This window comes from Paenibacillus sp. FSL R5-0928 (assembly GCF_037970385.1).
Classification (GTDB): Bacteria; Bacillota; Bacilli; order Paenibacillales; family Paenibacillaceae; genus Paenibacillus_AQ; species Paenibacillus_AQ odorifer.
The window spans coordinates 5,515,880-5,537,065 of record NZ_CP150225.1 but is presented as its reverse complement, the minus strand read 5'-3'; the positions used below and the strand labels follow the sequence as shown (position 1 = coordinate 5,537,065).

Genomic DNA, 21,186 nt, shown 5'->3' with positions numbered 1-21,186 from the left:
GTTTACAGGATATCCATAAGAGATAATGGATGTCATGAATGAACCGCCGTCGCCTCACCCCCGCTAAAGGGTGCAAAGTGAGTGGCAGAATAAAGTATATTCGCCGCTAACTAGGGTGGTACCACGGGAATTATAACCTCTCGTCCCTAGCGATAATACGCTAGGGATGGGAGGTTTTTTTGTAAATATAAGAGAGTATACGTTTTACGCAATACTTCATGTCTTATATTTCCCGCATAAACGCTTACCGTCCTTATAAGGACACCGAAGGTGTATATGCTTGGTTAAGAAATAAGAAATCTAAGAAGTAACACTCCAAGGAGGAGCAGACAATGAGCGACAATCAAACAAATAGCACACCCGCTGGTGGTTACCGGGCGCAGACTATTGAGCCGAAATGGCAAAAGTTCTGGGATGAGAACAAAAGCTTTAAGACAGGAGAAGATCCTGAAAAACCCAATTTTTATGCACTGGATATGTTTCCGTATCCTTCAGGTGCAGGACTGCACGTAGGTCATCCAGAGGGTTACACAGCAACGGATATCGTTTCTCGCTACAAGCGGATGCGCGGTTTCAATGTATTGCATCCGATGGGCTGGGATGCTTTTGGACTTCCGGCAGAGCAGTATGCGATGGATACCGGCCAGCATCCACGTGATTTTACCGATAAGAACATCGATAATTTCCGCCGTCAGATCAAATCGCTGGGTTTCTCCTACGATTGGGACCGCGAGATCAGCACGACAGATCCGGATTATTATAAATGGACACAATGGATTTTTATCCAGTTGTATAACAAAGGCCTGGCTTATGTAGCAGAAGTACCTGTTAACTGGTGTGAGGCATTGGGTACGGTACTTGCCAACGAAGAGGTTATCGATGGTAAAAGTGAGCGCGGCGGTCACCCGGTCGTGCGCAAACCGATGCGTCAATGGATTCTGAGAATTACAGAGTACGCTGAGCGTTTGCTGGAGGATCTGGAAGAGCTGGATTGGTCCGAAAGCATCAAGGATATGCAGCGCAACTGGATCGGGAAATCAACAGGTGCAGAAGTGAACTTTAACATTGAAGGTCACAAGGCTAACCTGACCGTGTTTACTACACGTCCAGATACACTGTTCGGAGCAAGTTACTGCGTACTGGCACCAGAGCATGAGCTTGTTGATGTGATTACCACTGAAGCTCAGCGTGCTGCTGTGGCAGAATATCGTGAAAAAGCTTCTCGTAAAAGCGATCTGGAGCGTACGGATTTGGCAAAAGAGAAGAGCGGTGTCTTCACAGGCGCATATGCAATTAATCCTGTGAATGGTGCGAAGGCGCCAATCTGGATTGCAGATTATGTGCTTGCTGGTTACGGAACGGGAGCAATCATGGCAGTTCCGGGTCACGATACACGCGACTGGGAATTTGCTAAACAATTCGGCCTGAATATCGTGGAAGTCGTTCAAGGCGGCAACGTTGAAGAAGAGGCTTATTCCGGAGATGGTCCGCATGTCAATTCTGAATTCCTGAATGGACTCAAGAATGAAGAAGCGATTGCGAAGATGATTGCTTGGTTGGAAGAAAAGGGCGTAGGTAAAGGCAAAGTAACCTATCGTCTGCGTGACTGGCTGTTTAGCCGCCAACGCTACTGGGGAGAGCCCATTCCAATTCTGCATTTGGAAGACGGCACAATGAAGACTGTTCCGGTTGATCAGCTGCCGCTGGTACTGCCGGATGTAGATGCGATCAAACCTTCGGGTACAGGGGAATCTCCACTTGCGAATGTAACAGAGTGGGTGGAAACTATTGATCCTGAGACTGGCATGAAGGCTCGCCGCGAGACGAACACCATGCCGCAATGGGCGGGCAGCTGCTGGTATTACCTGCGTTATATTGATCCGAAAAACGATCAAGAGCTGTGCTCCCCTGAGAAGCAAAAAGCATGGCTTCCAGTAGATCTGTATATTGGTGGAGCGGAGCATGCCGTGCTTCACTTGCTCTATGCACGTTTTTGGCACAAGGTGCTTTATGATCTCGGCGTTGTTGAAACAAAAGAACCTTTCCATAAGCTGGTTAACCAAGGTATGATTCTTGGAAATAATAATGAAAAAATGAGTAAATCACGCGGAAATGTCATCAACCCGGATGAGATTGTGGAAGCTTTTGGTGCAGATACACTACGTGTGTATGAAATGTTTATGGGCCCTCTGGAAGCAACCAAACCTTGGAATGAAAAGGGTGTAGAAGGAGTTCACCGTTTCTTGTCCCGTGTATGGCGCCTGTTCGTGAGTGAAGATGGTAAGCTGAGCACCAAAATCACAGCAGACGGTGGCACTGACGAGTTCAAACGCACTTGGCACAAGACCATTAAGAAGGTCACTGATGATTTCGAGCATCTGCGTTTCAATACCTCAATTAGCCAGTTGATGATTTTTATTAACGATGCTTATAAGCAAGAAACTTTGTCCCAAGAAGCTGCTGAACACTTCGTACAAATGTTGTCACCACTGGCGCCTCACATCGCTGAAGAGCTGTGGCAGCTGCTCGGTCACGAAGGAAGTATCAGCTACGTGGCTTGGCCAACGTATGATGAAGCATGGACGGTGGATGCTGAGGTTGAAATCGTTATTCAGGTAAATGGTAAAATCGTACAACGCGCGTTGATCCCGCAGGATATGGGTCAAGAAGAGATGCAAGCTCATGCGTTGTCACTCCCGAATGTGAGTGCAGCAGTAGAAGGTAAAACCGTACGCAAGATCATTGCGGTTCCTGGCAAGCTTGTAAATATCGTAGTGGGTTAAGCGAAGAACGCAATAATGCCCGCAGCAACGGAGAACTCCGTGCTGCGGGTTTTATTGTTTTCTAACGGTCTACAGGACTTTGAATAATACCGTCATGCCCAAATAGCGCATCCAGCTTGGTGACATCCTCATCGTATTTATCATGCGTAGTCATGATGAGACGTTCGAATACGCCCTCAAGGCTAATGCGAAGATGGTTCAGTGCCTCTGCGGTAATCCCGCCACGGACAGCTACACGTTCTTGGAGCCCTTGCGGGGTGAATTCTCCTTCTGTTAGCAGCTTGCCTGTTCCAAGCAGCATTTCACCTGCAAGCCGGCTGATTAACGTCTCTTCAATCCCGGTAACTTCCACCGCAGCTTCAATCCAGCGTTCAATGAAATAGCTCAAGAACGCAGGTCCGCAGCTGGAGAAATCAGAAGCGATTCGGGTATGGGCCTCTTGAATTTCCAAAGGAACACCTATGAAAGACAACAGCTGCAGCAGCACAAGCCTGTCTTCTTTATTAAGCCTGCTGCCAAATATGCACAGTGATGTCCCACTTTTGACACAGTGTGTAATGCTGGGGATGATCTTGGCTATTTTGGACGGCAAAGCGGATTCCAGATGTTGCAATTGAACGGGACTTGTAATGGATACGACGATTTGATCGCTGCGGAGATAAGGGCCAATCTCATCTGTTAAGGTTTTGAATTCCAGCGGTTTTACACATAAAAAAACAATGTCACTTCCAGTCGCTGTTTCACTATTGCTTCCGCATAAGTTTATGCCGGGATGACGATCTTCTAGCTCCAGCAGTTTATTCAGACTGCGGTTGCTGGCGAGTACATCGCACGGATTCAGGGCTCCGGAAGAAAGAAAGGCGTCAATCAGCAGGCTGCCCATGCTGCCTGTTCCGATAAATCCTACTTTCACCTGTGGTTCCTCCTTTCTAGCGTTGCTTTTTTACTAACTGACATGAATGCTCTTCGTTATATGTATGCAGGATAGACTTGGACAGATGACAGGTTTTGTATGAATTATTAAAGGAGTTTCCAGCCGCAGGAATGTATGAAGATTCACAAAAAGGCATAAGAAGAATTTTTGTGAGGAGGAAAGTGATATGAATAAAGGGAGTATCGTGCTCGGAGTGGCTGCTGCTGTAATAGGAAGTGGGCTATTCTGGGCGGCGGGAAGTAAGGGCGATTCCGGGATTGCCGGGTGGGAGACTTTGAATGTTGGTATGGAGCAAGCTGTTGGAATCGCTGAGTCTGGTGACGCTCCAGCTGCTGGGGGCAGTGAGGGAGGTCATCAGACGAAAGGAAATAAGCAACATTTAGAGAAAGATGCAGGGCAGGCTGAAGCTGCTGGGAATGTTGAAGACGGTGAGAAGGTTAAGGAGGCTGAACAAGCTGAACAAGCAGAACAAGCTGTCCAAACTTCGGCAGATGAAAAAGCTACGGCAGCCGCTGCGGGGGAGCGAGCAAAAGGAGCGGGCCAAACACCAACGGCAGAAGGTCAAACACCAACAGGGGCAGAAGTTCAAACGCCAAACATTGCAGGGAAGCAAACGTCGGCAGGGGATAAAGCTGTTGCGGCTAAGGAGGCGACTGAGCTTTCCGCATCAGCAGCTTCACAGGAAGGTAAAGTAAATGTGAATACTGCGGGTGTTAAGGAGCTGATGGATCTTCCGGGCATCGGAGAAAAGAAGGCTCAGGCAATTATGGATTACCGCAACCGTGTAGGGACCTTTCGCAGCCTATCTGATCTGGGGAAGGTAAAGGGGATAGGACCTAAAATGCTGGAGAAGTTAAAAGCTTTAGTAATATTTTGAAGATAAATAGGAAATGAAGATCGTTGGAAGTGCCACAACCGTTGTCCTAGTGAAAACTTGCGGGGATGTGCTACAATAGTTAACAACTATTTAGAAGGATATGGAGATTGATTATGACTACTGCCTATCGTAAAGACTGGGATACTTATTTCATGGACATTGCCTGTATGGTCTCAACTCGTTCACGCTGCTCACGACGACATGTAGGTGCTGTGCTGGTGCAAGGCAAAAAGCTGCTTGGTACCGCGTACAATGGGGCGCCAATGGGCGTACCTGATTGCTCAGAGGCAGGTTGTATGCTCTCGGAGCAATATGAGATGGAGATCGTGGATGGCGTAGAGACTATGGTGAAGAAACAGCGCTGCATTCGCACGATTCATGCGGAACAGAATCTTTTGCTATTCACAGACCGGATTGACCGGGAAGGCAGCACCGTCTATGTGACGGATGAGCCTTGCTGGACCTGTGCAAATATGCTGGCTAATAGCGGTATTGTGGAGATTGTGTATTATCGTCCTTACCGTAAGGATATGGAAAAGGTAGAGGCAATGATGGCTGCCAAAGGCATCGTATTTCGCCAATTGGAAAATTATGAGCCGCCAAGTGAAACGATGATTAAAGTAGCGGATTAGCTGTATTGTACAACCCTAATTGAATAAGATGACTTGAGGAAGAACCTCTCGTACGCTTTTATGGCGTATGCAGAGGTTCTTTTTTTATCTTGCGAAAGGAGGAGAATGGAGGCGTGAAGGAGAGACCCTTATTAAGTTTTACAGTGTGTTGGGTGACTGGAAGTGCAGCAGCGTGTTTATACTCAGGGATTAGCTTGTGGTTGGCGGGGGCTGGATTACTATTGTTACTGGTTAGTATGAGAGTTTGGGTGAACATGAGCTGGAAACAGCTGGCGGTATTTTGTTTGGCGATTATTATATCCGCTGGATATTGGGAATGGAATGAAGGCCGCAATGTAAGTCACCTGCCTGAAGTGCTGGGGAAATTATTTTCGGAGTTGAATGAGACTGCCGTGGAGGCTAAGGGGACGATTATTTCCGTTGTGGAACGGGACGGGGACCGGGTTGATTTTACGATGAAGCTCTCAGAGTTATCGTTGATTACTGAGGAAGAGGCCGCTTCGCCTGATCCGCGGGACGAACAAGATAAAAGGGGGCATGGGGAGTTAATTATGGTGCAGATCAAACTTCTTGCCGAGCAAGAAATCGCTATTGCCGCGGAGTGGCGCAGAGGGGATCAGGTGTCGCTAAACGGCGTACTTGAAGAGCCAGCGACAGCGCGGAATTACGGAGGGTTTGATTATCGAGCCTATTTACATACGCAGAAGATCCACTGGCTTCTAAAGGGTCAGGGGGCAGAGAACGTGCAAGCAACGGCTCCAGATTCATGGCGTCCGTTAATGATCTTACGCTGGAATGATAAAGCGCGGGCAGTTCTTGGAGCAGAGACGGATCGGCTGTTTCAAGAGCGCCACTCTGGATATATGAAGGGTTTGGTGATTGGGATGCAGGATGATCTCGATCCGGATACCTTTAAGCAGTTCTCACAACTTGGGTTGACACATATCCTCGCCATTTCAGGCATGCATGTTGCAGTGTATGTTGGTGTTCTTTTATTTATATTCAGGCGCTTACGGATGACAAAAGAGACCACGCTAACAGTCACCTTAGTGCTCGTTCCCATATACGTCCTTTTGACAGGTGCGGGTCCGTCTATCGTACGTGCGGGATTAATGAGTATGATTGCATTGCTCGCTGCACGAGTTGGCATGCTGAAGGATGGACTGAATATTTTGGCTGCAGCGGCACTGGTTATGCTGATTTGGAATCCTTACATGCTGCTCAGTGTCAGTTTCCAGTTGTCATTTCTGGTGACCTTAGGATTAATGGTCTACGTTCCGCTTATGGACCCTCTGCTGAGGGCACTGCCACGCTGGCTTAAAAGCGCCGTCTCTGTGACTCTAGTTGCCCAGTTGGTCTCATTTCCATTGACGATCTATTATTTTAATCAATTTTCGCTGCTGTCTTTAGTGGCTAATCTGGTTTTTGTGCCCTTTATTACTTTTATTGTATTGCCTTTAGGAACGCTGGCGCTACTGCTTGGACGATTGTGGGGAGATGCTGCAATTTTTTTGGCACATATTACGGAGCTGCTGAATAACGTTACTTTTTATGCGGTTGAATGGATCAATGGTTTTGCTGGTGGAGTTTTGATTTGGCGCTCGCCTTCACTGCTGTGGATCGGAGTGTATTATGTCTTGTTGTACGGGCTGTTGTATGCTGCCAAGCTAAGAATGGAAGCCCGCGCAACACCGCAGTATATGGAGGATGAGACGAGGCCGTTAGCTGAGATTGGTTTAGCTGTGAACAAGCACGGCGGGTTTGGGGGAGCGGGGAGCGCACAGTATTTTTTGGATGCGCCTATGTTTGTACGTTGGAGCGGAGCGATTGTTCTACTATCTGCGGTTGGACTGGGCCTAATGCTGTACAAGGGTTATCAGTCAGAAAGAATGGAAGGTAAAGGGACGATTAGTTATCTGGATATCGGGCAAGGCGACAGTATCCTCATCACTACACCAAAAGGAGCTCATATCCTTGTAGATGGTGGAGGAACGTTAAATTTTGGGCAAAAAGAAGAATGGCGGATTCGCCGCAGCCCGTTCGAGGTAGGGGCTAAAGTGTTGGTGCCCTTGCTTAAAAAACGTGGGATCCACCGTCTGGACGCGATTATTTTGACTCATGGGGATCAGGATCATGCCGGGGGACTCCAAGCCGTTATGGAGGCGATTCCGGTTTCGGCACTGCTTTTTAATGGCACACTCGCTGACCGTGAATCTTATATGGAGATGATGCGGACTGCGCTGGAGAACAATGTTCAACTGTATGCCGTGCATCAGGGAATGAGGCTTTCCCCGGATGATAAGACAAAGCTGTCCTTTTTATGGCCGGAGGAACAAGATAGAGAGGGAGCAGCGTCAGGTGCTTCTATGCTGAATGGCATCCCAATGCTAGAGGATCAGAACCACGATTCTGTAGTTTTTCGTTTAGAGATGAACGGAAGAAATTTTCTATTTACCGGAGATATGGATCTGGAAGCCGAGGAGGAGATTGTGCAGCAAGCACTGCAAAAGGGTATTAACGCAGGACCTTCCATTGACGTTTTAAAAGTAGCTCACCATGGGAGCAAAACTTCAACAGGCGAGTCTTGGCTGCAGTTCTGGCATCCATCGGCTGCGGTGATTTCTGCGGGAGTAAATAATCTATATGGTCATCCGAAAGCTGAGGTATTGGAACGTTTGGAAGTTAATCATGCTGCTATTTTTAGAACGGATCAGCAGGGGGAGATTCAGATGCGTGTGCGGGCCGACGGGATTATGGTGCGTCATAAGTTGGCGGAGGGAGCGGATTAAGGAAGGTAGTAGAGGAAGGTAGTAGAGTAATGTGATTGAGTGCTGGGGTATGAAAGAGGGAATTGTGAGTGCACACGGACTTCTACTGTTGCGGTTTGTGTAAGCGGGCAAAGTTGCTCCTATCCGAATTAATTTAGGTAGTAGACAGCTCAAGTAGCTCCTTCTGTCGCGTTAGTGCAGAGTAGGTCATCATGTATCAATATCGCAGAATCTATGTAGCTCCTCCGTTGCATTCTTCCCCATAGACACCATAGAACCTAAAAACTCGTTTAGTTGCACTTTGTGCAATAGATCGCACTTTAAATTAGCTGGATCTTCATTTAGTTGCACTTTGTACACTTGGAATCTGGAAAAATGCCTATTTCTCTAATTTTGAGCAGAAATAGTTGCATGAAGTGCAACTAAATCACTTTATGAGCTGGAAAGATCTTTTTTAGTTGCACAAAGTGCAATAGAACGCTCCATATGAACATACCAAAGCGCTTCTGTTACATATTATCGTTGTAACGATGTTAACTTCCACCCAAATTCCGATTACTTGCTGATGATTCCAGTCCATTTGTTCTAGCACCTGCTCTAATGCAGTAACTGTAGTCCCTTTCTAGCACCAGCTGCTCTATTGCAGTAACTGTCGTAACTGTTGTCCTGTCTAGCACCAACTGCTCAAATGCAGTAGCTCCAGCTCCAGTAACCGCCGTCCTCCTCCAGTAATTATTACGCGTGCATGCACAATCTATGTAAACGCTTTATAATAGAGATAGAAGATTCTGGTAAACTCTATGCCTACTTAAACTATGTTTCAAAGCCCGGTGGTGAGAAGCTTATGTCCTCCGTGTTTTGTAGCGAATTAGGAGATGAAGCGATAGTGAATACATATGCAGAATTTAGAGTCACAGCGGAAAGTGTATACGATGTTCAAGTGGAATGTAGTAATCCAATTGGACATGCTTGGCGAATGATCGCCAGAGATCATGAGCAGGTGTTCGGAAAAGCTCCGTTACAAGGAGCAGCAGCTACTGTAATTATTCGTTATGCAACACAGGATGATGGCTGCCCGGAATGGGCAGAGGGTTTTTGTTTGCATTTTGCAGGTAGTGAAGAGGATCGGGTCCTGCATATTATCGGCCGTGATGAATTGGGCATTATTTATGGGATGCTTCATTACAGCCGCCACGTGCTTGGTGTCGATCCCTTCTGGTTCTGGGCGGAGCTTCCTCCTGCTAAGAAAGATGCGATCAATCTGCCTGTTTCTGACTACAACAGCATTCAGCCAAAGGTACGTTACCGAGGTTGGTTCGTGAATGATGAAGTGTGTCTTATTGGCTGGAAGGAGGATTATCCTCCGACGGCGGAGGTATGGGAGCCTGTTTTTGAAGCGCTGCTGCGCTGTGGTGGAAATATGGTAATCCCGGGGACAGATTTGCCGAGAGACGGAGTTCATCATCAGCTTGCGGTAGATATGGGACTGTGGATCACACATCATCATGCGGAGCCGCTTGGCGCGCAAATGTTCCTGCGTGCTTTTCCGGGCAAGCAGGCTAGCTATAAAGAATATCCAGAATTGTTTGAACAGCTGTGGAGAGAAGCCATCGAGCGGCAAAAAGATGAAAAAACACTCTGGGTGCTCTCCTTCCGCGGACAGGGCGATAAACCTTTTTGGGAGAATGACCCCTCTTTTGATACTCCGGAGAAACGGGGCGATTTGATCTCATTTGTGGTTCGCAAGCAATACGATATGATCTGTGAATATGTGGACCAGCCTGTGTGCTGTATGGCGATGTACGGAGAAATTGCGGAGCTGTATAAACAGGGAAAGATCGAAGTTCCAGAAGGTGTTATTAAAATATGGGCGGATAACGGATACGGCAAAATGGTGTCGCGGCGACATGGCCATCTGAATCTGCGCGTGCCTGCTCTACCCGAGGCAGGTGATCAAGGCAAAAACGGGGTATATTACCACGTCACCTTCCACGATTTGCAGGCCTCCAATCATCTAACACAATTCCCTACGGATCCGTCCTTTATAGTGGAGGAATTACAGGGTGCATTTGCGGCAGGGGCTAGTGAATATCTGCTGGTGAATTCAGGGAATATTTTGCCTCATCTCTATACATTAGATCTGACAGCAAAGTTGTGGATGGATGGAACAGCAGATGCTGATGAACAGCTTCAGACCTTCGTTAACCGTTTCTACACAGCGCAGCAGGGGCGAATTGCCCAATTGTACAAAAGCTACTTCAAAAACACCATAGTATATGGTCCTAATGCTGACGACCGCGCAGGCGATGAATTCTATCATCATCCGGCAAGGCAGATTATAGGGCATTGGCTGCAAAATAAGACGGAGAGCGATGAACGTCTGTGCTGGGCCGCAGGGGATGTTCCTTTTGTAGAGCAGGTTCGATGGTTCAGGGATCGAGCTGAGCGAGTTGTACTAGTCTGGTATCTGCTGCGAAAGCAGTGCCTAGAGGTGATGGAACTTTTACCCGAAAAAGAGCGAAACAGGCTGCATGTTCAACTGCTAGTTCAAATTGAGCTGCATTGGAGCGGGTGCAGAGGGTTATCCTCTCTTTGCCAGGCGTATATGTGTTACCAAGAAGAGCGATTTCCAGAGGCGTTTATCGAAGCTTCACATGCGGTTTGGGATTATAAGGAGGGCCAGCAGGCTCTTTTACGGGCAGAGATCGGTCAGTGGAAGCATTTTTATCGGGCTGATTGGTTGACCAATATTGCCAACACTATAGATCATGTAGAAACAGCGCGTAAATTTTTGCGGATTCAGGGGGATAGTCCGGATATGTTTTTATGGTATAAGGAATATTTGATGCCCGAGACTGAAAAGCATATCTATCTGGAAAATACGCATCGTAATCCGTTACCGGACGATGAGCTTGCACGGCGGCTGGAGGAGAAATTCAGCTCTCTTTAAAATATCCGCACACCACTAGTGAACGCTTAAAACGTTCATCGGTGGTGTTTTTTAATGAATGACCTATTTTTTTATTTTAGAGGGAACTTTTTCAAGTTTGGAAAGTCTTATTAGGCAAGGGGTGAGGCGAAACATGCTAAGCGAAGATATACCATATACAGCAGCGTACGCGCCCGCAATGAGTTTGCGGGAAATGATGGAGGCGTATGGCTCGGATGTGTGGAATTATGCTTTTTTCTTAACTAGAAGTCGAGAGCAGGCAAATGATATCAGCCAAGAAGTATTTTTGAAGGCGTATAAGAATGTTGGGAAATACCGGGGTCAATCTTCGATGAAAACCTGGCTGCTTACAATTACCAGAAATACGGCCTTCAGTTGGAGCAAAAATAGCTTTTGGCGCAGATTCATAGCTTTGGGCGATCAACCTACTACTGTTAATGCTCCTTCTGCGGAAAAAGAAGCTCTCGGCAATCAGTATGCGAACCGTATCTGGGAAATTATTATGACCCTTCCAGAGAAGAACAGAGAGGTGCTTGTGCTAGATATTCAACATGGATTATCCATTGCCGAAATGTCAGATTTGCTGAATGTAGCACAAGGAACCGTGAAATCTCGGCTCGCGCGGGCGAGAGAGAAGGTTAAAGAGGCTATCCAGAAGGAGGAGAGGGAATGAAACGCAACGCGGATGATAGTAATCCAGTGATGATCGGGCAGACGGATTGGTATGCGGAAGCAGGCAAAAGACCTTTCATTGAAGATGGTTTCACGCCTGAGTTAATGATGCGGATCGAACAGGCTGCTGTGAATAAAAATTCAGGTTACAAACGTTATTGGATGAATAAAAATGTGCTTCTAACCAGTCTGGCTACGGTTTTGTTGATAGGTGCGCTTACCTTGCTTATGGGGGTATGGAAAAATACAGGGCCAATCCATTCGCCATCCGTTCAGTCACAAGGCGCAGGCATACTGCCTTCTTCTAGTTCTGCAACTAATGATAAAGCGTTAGAACCTCCGACAAGTCCAGTAGAATTTGAGATTAGCGGTAAGAAATACTACATGCCTTTGCCAATGAACAGAGATAAGAGCAAAGCGTATGCCGTTGAGACAACAGCGGGAATTCTTTGGTCGCCGCCACCCCCGATGGTTGACTACAAGAAGCCAAAGTACACACATCCTACAGAACCGTTCACTCTTTACCTGAGCTCTAAGGACCAGACGGAGCTATCGGCTTCTTCGGCTACTAGGATTTATACTTTTCCTCTTTATGGGGGAGGGGCAAGTACGTATCAATATTTGAGTGGATTTTTTGGGGCAGGCGATTACGTCCTGTTAATTTCCTTCAAAATGACTCTTGGTGTAGGAATGTATGAGGATGTTAAATTTTCAATGCTTAATGTTAAAAAAGCAGCGGCAGGAGAATCTGTAGTTCCAATAGCGCTTGCATCCTTCGATAATACACTTTTAGAATACAAGTCATTAATCGCTGTTGATAAGGAGCATGGACAACTCGTACTTAGTTACTTAGAACATGCAGGGGATAAAAAGTACAAAGAGAAAACCGTACTTTATGATATGGAGACCATGAGCATTCCAACACCTGCTACAGCAATTGGTTTTAAAGAGATTAAGGGAGAAACATTAATTATGGATTATAAAGTGGGTGGGGAACAACGTAAAGCGGATATTCTTACGAAAGCTGGATTGGGGTGGCTGGATGAGAATTGGGCTTTTTTATCCGAAGAGCAACAAAATAAGCTTTATATGGATTATATGAACAATACTCCCTAGTAGATAAATCACTAAATAAAAGCTATACTTTTTGATAAAGTATTTTCTTTTGAGAAGAGTGGAGCCGAAGCGATGAAGAAGTTAACGATTGATGATGTGGCTCAAAAAGCGGGAGTTTCGAAAAGTACGGTCTCCCAATTTTTGAACAAACGTTTTAAATATATGAGTGAAGCGACGAAAAACCGGATTGAGGCAGTAATTGAGGAGCTTAATTATCAGCCGAATGGTCTGGCGCGCAGTCTGAAGCAGAATCGGACGCATATGGTCGGGATCATCGTAGCCAATATTGACTATACGCTGTCAATCCAATGTATCCGGGCGATTGAGAATGAGCTGCAGCATCACGGAATCCAAGTGATCATATGCAACGCGGATGAGAATGCGGAGAAAGAAAGCAAGTATGTAGAAACCTTAATCGCACGTCAGGTGGACGGGCTGATTATTTTTCCTACAGGGAATAACCCGTCTGCCTATAGCAAGCTGATAGAGGCTGATTTTCCGCTAGTCTTTATGGATCGTCTGGTAGATGGAATCACCACGCAGAGTCTATTGCTGGACAATGAAATGGCGGCAAAGATAGGCGTAGGGCAGCTAATACAGCAAGGTCATGAGCGGATTGCTCTGGTGTCCCTCCCAATTGGGGAGCATGCGATTACCCCTCGGAAAGAGCGGATTAGTGGCTATAAAAAAGCGATGGAAGAAGCGGGCATAACGCTGCGTGAGGAGTATATTTGCAGTGTATCCAAAGAGGAATTAGCTTCGGGGCTGGAACACTTATTAGCACTGCCGGAGCCTCCGACAGCGTTGCTGGCTACGAACGACATCACACTAGCGGAAATTCTGAAATATGCGAATCGAAATGCCATCTCTATTCCAGAACAGTTGTCGGTCATCGGGATAGATGATGCGGAATTCGCGCAAATATATAATCCGGTCATTACGACAATCCGACAGCCTGCTTACGAGATGGGGATGCAGGCTGCCAAGATTATACTCTCTTGTATCGAGGATAAGGGAGCTTCTGTTCCAATTACATATCGTTTCCCGCCGACCTTGCAGCAAGGGCAGTCGGTGAAGTCTTACAAATAAGTTTGAACTATAAAAAGGGGAGTGCCCAGCAGCTATTTCTTAGCTTGTTGAGCACTCCCTCTTTTATTGGACCTAACTTTATCTAAACACTAAACTTGGGTTTGATTGAGTAATATTTTCGCGCAGGAAGTCGCTATCGGACTCAGCTGATCTTATAAGCAGTATAATCCCATATTTGGAGTACAATCGGACCCCATCGCAGTTATCGGCATGGAAAACATGCTAAATGCCCTTTTTCATAAGGAATAGCGTCACTGGAGTCCGAAACTACGCCGCAAAGGTAAAAAAATCGCAAATAGCGTCTTCTGGGTCCGAAAGCCCCAGGGGTACGTGATTACACTGCTGAAGCATAGCAATAGCATAGCAATAGCATAGCAATAGCAATAGCAGTAGCAATAGCATAGCCATAGCAGCCAATCAGCGACCCAAAAAGCAGAGCAGCGCTCCTCCAATAACGGAGAATCGCTGCTCTTTTGCGATTATTAGACTTCTTGTTGCATAAACTTCGCAAGTTCCTCACGGGTGGGAAGTCCGTCCATATCGCCTGGCGACATGACGGCTAACGCACCGATCGCATTGCCGCGTTTGACGGCCTCAGCAATCGGAAGCTTTTCCAGCATCGCACTGATTACGCCAACCGCAAATCCATCACCTGCACCCACCGTATCAACAACCTGCTCCACCTTGAATCCGTCCACGTAACCTTCCCCAGCAGAGGATTTATAGTAAGCGCCTTCAGGGCCAAGCTTGATGACGACTAAGCTTACGCCACGCTCCAGGTAATAGTCAGCAATCTCTTCGGGTGTGCTCAGTCCGGTAAGGATTTTACCTTCACCGAGTCCCGGCAGGAACCAGTCGCAGCGTGTAGCCAGATCATTGATGGTACTCACCATTGTTTCTGTATCCGGCCATAAGCTAGGACGCAGATTAGGATCCAGAGAGATCGTCTTTCCTTTACTCTTCATAAATTCCATAGCGTGAATAGAAAATTCAAGACAGTTCTTGGACAAAGCGGCGGAGATACTTGTAACATGCAGATGTCCTGCGGAATTGAAGTAGGCCTCGTCAAAATCCTCCAGACTAAGCGTGGAGGCCGCGGAGTTTTTGCGGAAGTATTCGACCTTTGGATCGCCGGTAACCACTTTCGATTTGATAAGCATACCTGTTGAATACTCTTTAGTAAAAGTAATATTGTCCGTATTAATGTTCTCATTCTTCATCGCCTGAGCAATGAATGTGCCAAAGTTATCTTCGCCAAGCTTCGTAACATAACCTGTAGGATGATTCAAACGCGACAAGCCTGTAGCCACGTTGCTTTCTGCACCTGCTAATGCTTTGGAGAACGAAAATACTTCATGCAGAGGACCGGCCTCATTCGCATAAAACATCGCCATCGGCTCCCCGAAAGTGACGGCATCCAGCTGTTTACTCATTTTTACTTCCTCCTAGGGTAATGATTTTATCCCAGTATAATGATTTGTAATTTGAAATTATCACATAAATCGGTTTTGTACAATAAAAGAATGATTTTTAACCAAAAAACTTTTTTCGTAAAAAGAAAATAATGTTTCCATAAACCCTTGTTTTATAAAGGTTTTTATTAGATTTTATTGATTATTTCCACCTGATGTAGTAAAAATGTATTGACTGTTAATCGTATTGTTATTACTATTTCCTTATAGAACAAAACGCAATAATTAGTAAATTTAATAAAAAAAGTTTATCTAAAAAAGTATTTCCTGTTTATCTATGATCGTACCAAGAGAAAGGGAGTCTACTGATGAAGAAAATGAAAGTATTACAGAATGTGGCATCCGTCGGGGTTGTAGCGGTTATTCGAGCAGATAGTGCTGAGGAAGCTTTTAAGATGTCCGTTGCTTGTATAGAAGGCGGTCTAAATAATATTGAGGTAACTTTTACTACACCAGACGCGGACGTGGCGATTAAGAGATTGGTTGCAGAGTACGGGAGTCGTGCGGTGATTGGCGCCGGAACTGTCTTGGACCCATTAACAGCTAGAATAGCCATTCTTGCAGGTTCAGAGTTTGTCGTTAGTCCCTCTTTTGAAGTGGAGACAGCTAAGATGTGTAATCTTTACGGCATTCCCTATATGCCTGGTTGCATGACATTAAATGAAATGAAGGAAGCGTTGAAGTACGGCGTGGATGTGCTTAAACTGTTCCCTGGCAGTGCTTTCGGTCCGGATTATGTAAAAGCGGTTAAAGGTCCTATGCCACATGTGAATATTATGCCGACCGGTGGTGTGGATTTGAACAATATGGAGAAGTGGATTGCAAACGGCTGCATGGCTGTGGGCATTGGGGGGAATTTGACTGCACCGGCGAAGAATGGCCGATACGATCAGATTACCGATCTTGCTGCCCAATATGTGGCGAAGTTTAAAGAGATAAAAGGGATTTAATGTATAGTTCGAACGAAGATTGAAATCCAGATTCGCGTTTTTATTTATAGGCTGTGTGGCTGACAGATGTTGGCCATGCAGCCTTTTTATGTTGATTTTCTTTGAGCTGTCCATATTCCTTTTATTCTATGCTTTTTAGAAAGTATAGAATCGGGATAAAGATAATAAACTATATAATAGAAGAGTAGTGATACATGGACTGAACGTCAGGATCTATTATCCAGCCGGGAGTGAGTATATGCCTGCTTATAATGACAAAAAGCTGTATCAAGCAGCGGATGAAGATGATGCTGAGTACGTAGAAATTGAGTCGGCATTCCATGGTTGTAAGGTGACGGAAGGGCAGATCTACAGATTAGAGCGCAATTACAATAACCCTCAATTATTTGAGAATGGAGAAGCCTATGTGGTGGATGATGAGACTAGGGAAAACTACGCGGTCTTCATGCTCTGCAAAATTGCGCTCTATAAATAGAGTTTCTTGCTCGATTCCGGAGGGTAATATTTAAGACAGACGGCTTCATTTCCGACAAGGGGATAGGCCGTTTCTTTTGATGTCATTTTTGTTACTAAGATAGTGAAAAAGAGTATTTGAATGATTGTTGTTTCCCCTGTATGCTTAGTAGGAATTATTGGCTAAAAATATTAATTACACGGTTGCAACAAATTCGCAGTCTTGCGCGTCAGTAAGATTGCATAGAGAGGGGGAACCTTCGTGGTGGAGCAGGGACTCATCAGAGCCGCTCAAGCGGGCGATCGCGACGCTCTAATCACCCTATTGCGAGAAATTGAAGGACATGTATATAAAACGGCCTTCTACATTTTGCATAATGAACAAGATGCGTTAGATGCATCTCAGGAAGCCTTGATCCGGGTTTATACAAAAATCGGCTCATATGAGGAGAAGGCCCAGTTCAAAACGTGGGTTCAGCGAATCGTCACTAACATTTGCATTGATAAATTCAGAAGAACTAAACCTACAGTTTCTATTGATGAACATGAAATGGTGTTTCAGGATAAACACAATGTGGAACGTGAGGTTCTATCCTCTTATTTAGCTGAGGATATACGTGAAGCAATTGATCAATTGCCCGAGCATCATCGGACAGTCATTGTCCTGCGCTATTTACAGGATTTTTCTTACAACGAGATTGCAGATTGTCTGGATTTGCCCTTGAATACAGTGAAATCATACTTATTTCGGGCTAGACAGCAACTGCAGAATAGACTTCAGGAGTACCAGAAAGGTGGTGTATCGGGATGAAATGCGCGGAGGTGATGGAATGGATGCACCGCTATTTAGACAAAGATTTGAGTCAAGATGAGATTGTTGAGATGTTCCGTCATATCGATAATTGTCCTTCCTGCGCGGAAGTCTTTGAGCGCCTGACACTTCTCTCCAATGAATTGGAGCAGTTGCCAGACGTGAAACCCCCGTTTAGTCTGGTTGACTCTATTTTACCTCAGCTTGCAGAATTGGATCGAAGCAGTCGTGAACAGAGTGCTGTGAGATCTGAGGAGCCGGTTGTTGTCCCATTTTCACGTGAAAGCTCCCGCGGTAAACCTGCCAAGGGAACCTCTATAGCAACACGGACAGGCATTGGAGCTATTGCAGCTGCCGTTCTATTAGGGATCGCAATATTTAATATGCCCGATAAAATGCCTGGGGCAGAAGTAGAACAAAGGATGCAGGATAGTGCTAAAACAGCCAGCGATGATACTAAGGATACAGCAATGGAATCGCAAGCTTCTATTACTGCTAACTCTGATGGAGCTTCTCCTGCCGCTGGTGGAGAGAACGAGGGCGCTGCGCAGTTTAAGACGGATGCACCGGAGATGAACGAAGATAACGCCGCTTTAGATAGAGCGACGGGACCAGTGGACCCTGCCTCGATGCCAAGTGCACCGGCGGATGCAGCTGATGCGGGAGCGGGAGCTGGAGGGCGGTCGATCACTGAACCGCCTCAAAGCGCAGATCCTAAACCGACAGAGAAGATTGCTCCGCCAAGGCAGGATGTCGCCACGAAATCTCAAAATTCAGATTCTAGCAACGCCAGTAGCAATCAGCTAAAGGTGGATAATAAGGAGCAAACTGCTGATATGAATTCAGACAGCGCAGCCGATTCTGCTCCGCTGATGGAGGATTCTTTAAAGATTCCTTATGACTACGGACGGGAAGTTATGAGCTTAAGCAGTTCTGAAGATCCTAATGTGCAGACTTGGACTTCTCCTGATGGTCAGTATGCTATAGAATTTGTTGGGTTGCAGCTTGTAATTTATAAGAAGTCGCCAGAGGGCTCAGCGGAAGAACGGTTAGCCGTAAACTCTTATCCGCTCGAAGGAAATTGGATTTCTGGTGAATGGTCCGCGGACAGCTCGAAGTTTACGTACGTGACTGAAAAAGATGGTGTGAATGTAACCAAGGTGTTCACTGTACAGGAAGCAGCTACTGCTTCTTCAAGTCCGGCTGCATCCCCTGGAGCAACCCCAACGAACACTCCAACCTCATCTTCAACAAATTAAAGTGGGGTTGGAACTTTTTTCGAAGTTTCTGAATATACTATATCAACAGGACAGGAACTAGAAAGTATAGGTTTTGCAGAACATCGGTATGACCGCCGGATGTGGAGTTTCTAGAGCTTCGCACTCCGTCGTTTATATAGATGCGCCGCTTAAACGGAGAGGCTTTGGCCATGGCTGCCAGAGTTTCTCCGTTTTTGCATGCATTTTTGTAGTTTTTTTTGCTACAATAGAACTCTGGACAAAATGGGCTAGATGAATGGAAAAGGAAGTGGCGGGATGGATGCCAAAACGGCGATAAAAGAAATCAAACAAGGGAAGATCTCACCGTTGTATGTTTTATATGGCAGTGAGAAATTTCGAATGAATGAATTCACGGCACTGCTGGAAGAACAGCTGATTGCTAAAGAGGATCGTGATTTCGCAGTTATTCCCTTTGATCTCTCTGAGACGCCGGTGCAGGCTGTGGTAGAAGAAGCGGAGACTGTGCCATTTATGGTAGAACGTAAATTATTGCTGGTGCGGGATGCCTCGTTATTTACAGCGGGCAAAGAAAATGCCAAACTGGAGCATCGTATAGATCTTTTAAGTGACTATTTGCAGCATCCTGTAGACTTCAGTGTGATCGTCTTTATGGTGAATAATGATAAGCTGGATGAGCGTAAAAAAATTGTGAAGACTGTCAAATCAGTGGGCACAGTATTAGCCTTTAATCCGCTGGGAGCAGAAGAGCTGCTGCGCTGGGTGGAAAAAGGAATTCGTGAGCGTGGTTGTGTAATGGCACCTGGCACTGCAGAAATTCTTATAACGAATGCAGGCACCGGCTTGCAAGGTTTATCTGCAGAGATGGACAAGCTTTGTTTATTCGCTGGTAAGGGCGGCACTGTGGATGCGGGGGCCGTAGAGAGTCTGGTACATCGTGGAACAGAACAAAATGTGTTTACGCTTGTTGAGGATATCGCTAATCTGCGTCTTGATAAGGCGCTTGATACATTATATGAGCTGCTGAAGCAGCGTGAGGAACCGATCAAGATCGCAGCGCTGGTTGCGCGGCAGTTCCGCATTATATTGCAGGTTAAGGATTTATCAGCACATAGTTATTCGCAGGGACAGATTGCGTCACAGATCGGATTGCATCCTTATGCGGTTAAGCTTGCTGGGGAGCAGGCCCATAAGTTCTCCAGTGAACGATTGCGGCAAATCTTAAGTGCATTGGCGGATCTGGATTATAAAATGAAAACAGGGGCTATAGACAAAGTGCTAGGGCTGGAGCTGTTCATGCTGCGTTTAGGTGTCTGAGCTAAGAAGGGAAAGAGTATTGGAGATGATCTGACTATGAAAAGAATATTTCAATATTCGGCACTGCTTTTACTCGTTCTACTAATTAGTTCCTGTGGCAAAACGGATACTAATTCACCGTCAGGATCTGCCTCTGATTCGCCTGCGAATACGAATACCTCTGCAGATGCACCTTCTTATTTTGGGGAATGGAGTGTACAAAGTATAGTAGGTTCTACACCTGTCTCGGCAGCGGAGGATGAAAAGCTTATTGGAATGCGAGTAACTTATTCGATAGAAAAAGCATCTTTTGATAAAGATGAAATTATGAGCCCTGAATATAAGGAAGAGAACATCACTAAGGATGACTTTTTTAACGAATACAGAAATGAATTAAGTGACCTTGGGATCGAAACGGAATCGGTTAAGACGGTATCTATAAATAATTGGACGAATCCCGGCAGCAGTTTTATTGTTAAAGACGATCAAACGATGATTTTCTTATGGGATGGTAACTATTATGAAATGAAAAAAGAGAAAAAATAAATGAAAGAAGACCGCCTCTCTAAGGTGGTCTTCTTTCATTTAACACACATCTCTTAAAAGTAACTAACACTACTTATTATTAATTAATAGACACAAAAAAACCTAACCGTATGAAGCATAGCGGTCAGGTTCTTCAATTGCTCATTATGAATGTCGTCTTAGGCTTGAGCCGTAAGAGCGTTCAATTTCTTCGCCAAGCGGGATTTTTTGCGGGCAGCCGCATTTTTATGAACCAGACCTTTACTTACGGCCTTGTCCAGCTTTTTGGAAGCAGCTAGGAAAGCAGCTTGAGCAGTTTCTACTTCCGTACCAGTCAGAGCTACATCAGCAGTTTTCACAGCTGTACGAAGCGCGGATTTTTGGGAAGCATTCAGTGCACGGCGTTTTTCGTTCGTGTTTACGCGTTTAACCGCGGATTTAATATTTGGCATTGCATTCACCTCCTGTAAGACATTCGAAATCATTATCAAATGATTCACAACTTAAAATAGTTTAGCATGACCGGTAGCAAAAAGCAATACTTAAAGCTTTCAAATTAAACCTCCGTATCCTGCATAAACATTGGCTTTCTCTCGCACACTATCGACAAAAGAGCATAG

At 45.7% G+C, this 21,186-nt stretch carries 17 protein-coding genes; 14 read left to right on the top strand and 3 right to left on the bottom strand.

What is annotated here, in order from left to right:
• Positions 1-332 precede the first annotated feature (332 nt).
• Positions 333-2,783 carry a leucine--tRNA ligase gene (gene leuS, locus MKZ16_RS24990; protein ID WP_076105884.1) on the top strand — a complete coding sequence of 817 codons (2,451 nt, stop codon included), beginning with the start codon at positions 333-335 and terminating at the stop codon, positions 2,781-2,783.
• Positions 2,784-2,844: 61 nt separating this feature from the next.
• On the opposite strand, the gene comER is transcribed toward leuS, so the two are convergent.
• Positions 2,845-3,696 carry a late competence protein ComER gene (comER, locus tag MKZ16_RS24985; RefSeq protein ID WP_076105886.1) on the bottom strand — a complete coding sequence of 284 codons (852 nt, stop codon included), beginning with the start codon at positions 3,694-3,696 and terminating at the stop codon, positions 2,845-2,847.
• A gap of 187 nt (positions 3,697-3,883) precedes the next feature.
• On the opposite strand from comER, the gene MKZ16_RS24980 reads away from it, so the two are divergent.
• From MKZ16_RS24980 to MKZ16_RS24950, 7 genes are all read left to right on the top strand, one after another.
• The gene (locus MKZ16_RS24980; protein ID WP_076105888.1) at positions 3,884-4,594 is read left to right on the top strand and encodes a ComEA family DNA-binding protein; all 711 of its coding nucleotides are present in this window, start codon (positions 3,884-3,886) and stop codon (positions 4,592-4,594) included.
• 113 nt (positions 4,595-4,707) lie between these two features.
• A complete protein-coding gene (locus MKZ16_RS24975) occupies positions 4,708-5,226 on the top strand; it encodes a dCMP deaminase family protein (RefSeq protein ID WP_036677545.1) in 519 nt (172 codons plus the stop codon).
• 113 nt (positions 5,227-5,339) lie between these two features.
• Positions 5,340-8,015, top strand: coding sequence for a ComEC/Rec2 family competence protein (locus MKZ16_RS24970; RefSeq protein ID WP_076105890.1), 2,676 nt, complete (start codon positions 5,340-5,342; stop codon positions 8,013-8,015).
• An 865-nt stretch (positions 8,016-8,880) separates the two neighbouring features.
• The gene (locus tag MKZ16_RS24965; protein ID WP_256715519.1) at positions 8,881-10,944 is read left to right on the top strand and encodes a glycosyl hydrolase 115 family protein; all 2,064 of its coding nucleotides are present in this window, start codon (positions 8,881-8,883) and stop codon (positions 10,942-10,944) included.
• A gap of 178 nt (positions 10,945-11,122) precedes the next feature.
• Entirely contained in the window at positions 11,123-11,617 is a 495-nt protein-coding gene (locus tag MKZ16_RS24960) for an RNA polymerase sigma factor (protein WP_232061440.1), read from the top strand.
• Positions 11,614-12,732, top strand: a complete 1,119-nt coding sequence (locus MKZ16_RS24955; RefSeq protein ID WP_076105894.1) for a hypothetical protein — start codon at positions 11,614-11,616, stop codon at positions 12,730-12,732. Before MKZ16_RS24960 ends, MKZ16_RS24955 begins: the two co-directional genes overlap by 4 nt.
• A 72-nt stretch (positions 12,733-12,804) precedes the next feature.
• Positions 12,805-13,821 carry a LacI family DNA-binding transcriptional regulator gene (locus tag MKZ16_RS24950; RefSeq protein ID WP_038572957.1) on the top strand — a complete coding sequence of 339 codons (1,017 nt, stop codon included), beginning with the start codon at positions 12,805-12,807 and terminating at the stop codon, positions 13,819-13,821.
• A 482-nt stretch (positions 13,822-14,303) separates the two neighbouring features.
• Here the strand turns inward: MKZ16_RS24950 and MKZ16_RS24945 are convergent, their stop codons facing one another.
• Entirely contained in the window at positions 14,304-15,254 is a 951-nt protein-coding gene (locus tag MKZ16_RS24945; protein WP_036677538.1) for a sugar kinase, read from the bottom strand.
• A gap of 347 nt (positions 15,255-15,601) precedes the next feature.
• Between MKZ16_RS24945 and MKZ16_RS24940 the strand changes: the two genes are divergently transcribed.
• The 6 genes from MKZ16_RS24940 to MKZ16_RS24915 all read left to right on the top strand — a co-directional run bounded on the left by MKZ16_RS24940 (position 15,602) and on the right by MKZ16_RS24915 (position 20,587).
• Positions 15,602-16,243 (top strand): bifunctional 2-keto-4-hydroxyglutarate aldolase/2-keto-3-deoxy-6-phosphogluconate aldolase, encoded by a 642-nt coding sequence (locus tag MKZ16_RS24940; RefSeq protein WP_038572952.1) that lies wholly within the window; start codon positions 15,602-15,604, stop codon positions 16,241-16,243.
• A 238-nt stretch (positions 16,244-16,481) separates the two neighbouring features.
• The gene (locus tag MKZ16_RS24935) at positions 16,482-16,718 is read left to right on the top strand and encodes a hypothetical protein (protein WP_038572950.1); all 237 of its coding nucleotides are present in this window, start codon (positions 16,482-16,484) and stop codon (positions 16,716-16,718) included.
• Between the two features lie 240 nt (positions 16,719-16,958).
• Positions 16,959-17,507 carry a sigma-70 family RNA polymerase sigma factor gene (locus MKZ16_RS24930; protein ID WP_036677530.1) on the top strand — a complete coding sequence of 183 codons (549 nt, stop codon included), beginning with the start codon at positions 16,959-16,961 and terminating at the stop codon, positions 17,505-17,507.
• The gene (locus MKZ16_RS24925) at positions 17,504-18,766 is read left to right on the top strand and encodes a zf-HC2 domain-containing protein (RefSeq protein ID WP_076105896.1); all 1,263 of its coding nucleotides are present in this window, start codon (positions 17,504-17,506) and stop codon (positions 18,764-18,766) included. The genes MKZ16_RS24930 and MKZ16_RS24925 overlap by 4 nt, the downstream gene beginning before the upstream one ends.
• A gap of 276 nt (positions 18,767-19,042) precedes the next feature.
• Positions 19,043-20,062: a DNA polymerase III subunit delta gene (gene holA, locus MKZ16_RS24920; protein ID WP_036677525.1), complete on the top strand. Its 1,020-nt coding sequence runs from the start codon at positions 19,043-19,045 to the stop codon at positions 20,060-20,062.
• Between the two features lie 36 nt (positions 20,063-20,098).
• Positions 20,099-20,587, top strand: coding sequence for a hypothetical protein (locus MKZ16_RS24915; protein ID WP_076105898.1), 489 nt, complete (start codon positions 20,099-20,101; stop codon positions 20,585-20,587).
• 158 nt (positions 20,588-20,745) lie between these two features.
• Here MKZ16_RS24915 and rpsT read toward each other — a convergent pair whose 3' ends face one another.
• Positions 20,746-21,018 (bottom strand): 30S ribosomal protein S20, encoded by a 273-nt coding sequence (gene rpsT / locus MKZ16_RS24910; RefSeq protein WP_036677521.1) that lies wholly within the window; start codon positions 21,016-21,018, stop codon positions 20,746-20,748.
• Positions 21,019-21,186 lie beyond the last annotated feature (168 nt).

Coding starts and splice junctions, on each gene's coding strand:
- MKZ16_RS24925 (WP_076105896.1), top strand. CDS start 17,504: ATGAAATGCGCGGAGGTGATGGAATGGATGCACCGCTATTTAGACAAA.
- MKZ16_RS24975 (WP_036677545.1), top strand. CDS start 4,708: ATGACTACTGCCTATCGTAAAGACTGGGATACTTATTTCATGGACATT.
- MKZ16_RS24935 (WP_038572950.1), top strand. CDS start 16,482: ATGCCTGCTTATAATGACAAAAAGCTGTATCAAGCAGCGGATGAAGAT.
- MKZ16_RS24960 (WP_232061440.1), top strand. CDS start 11,123: ATGAGTTTGCGGGAAATGATGGAGGCGTATGGCTCGGATGTGTGGAAT.
- MKZ16_RS24950 (WP_038572957.1), top strand. CDS start 12,805: ATGAAGAAGTTAACGATTGATGATGTGGCTCAAAAAGCGGGAGTTTCG.
- MKZ16_RS24915 (WP_076105898.1), top strand. CDS start 20,099: ATGAAAAGAATATTTCAATATTCGGCACTGCTTTTACTCGTTCTACTA.
- MKZ16_RS24940 (WP_038572952.1), top strand. CDS start 15,602: ATGAAGAAAATGAAAGTATTACAGAATGTGGCATCCGTCGGGGTTGTA.
- leuS (WP_076105884.1), top strand. CDS start 333: ATGAGCGACAATCAAACAAATAGCACACCCGCTGGTGGTTACCGGGCG.
- rpsT (WP_036677521.1), bottom strand. CDS start 21,018: ATGCCAAATATTAAATCCGCGGTTAAACGCGTAAACACGAACGAAAAA.
- MKZ16_RS24955 (WP_076105894.1), top strand. CDS start 11,614: ATGAAACGCAACGCGGATGATAGTAATCCAGTGATGATCGGGCAGACG.
- holA (WP_036677525.1), top strand. CDS start 19,043: ATGGATGCCAAAACGGCGATAAAAGAAATCAAACAAGGGAAGATCTCA.
- MKZ16_RS24980 (WP_076105888.1), top strand. CDS start 3,884: ATGAATAAAGGGAGTATCGTGCTCGGAGTGGCTGCTGCTGTAATAGGA.
- MKZ16_RS24945 (WP_036677538.1), bottom strand. CDS start 15,254: ATGAGTAAACAGCTGGATGCCGTCACTTTCGGGGAGCCGATGGCGATG.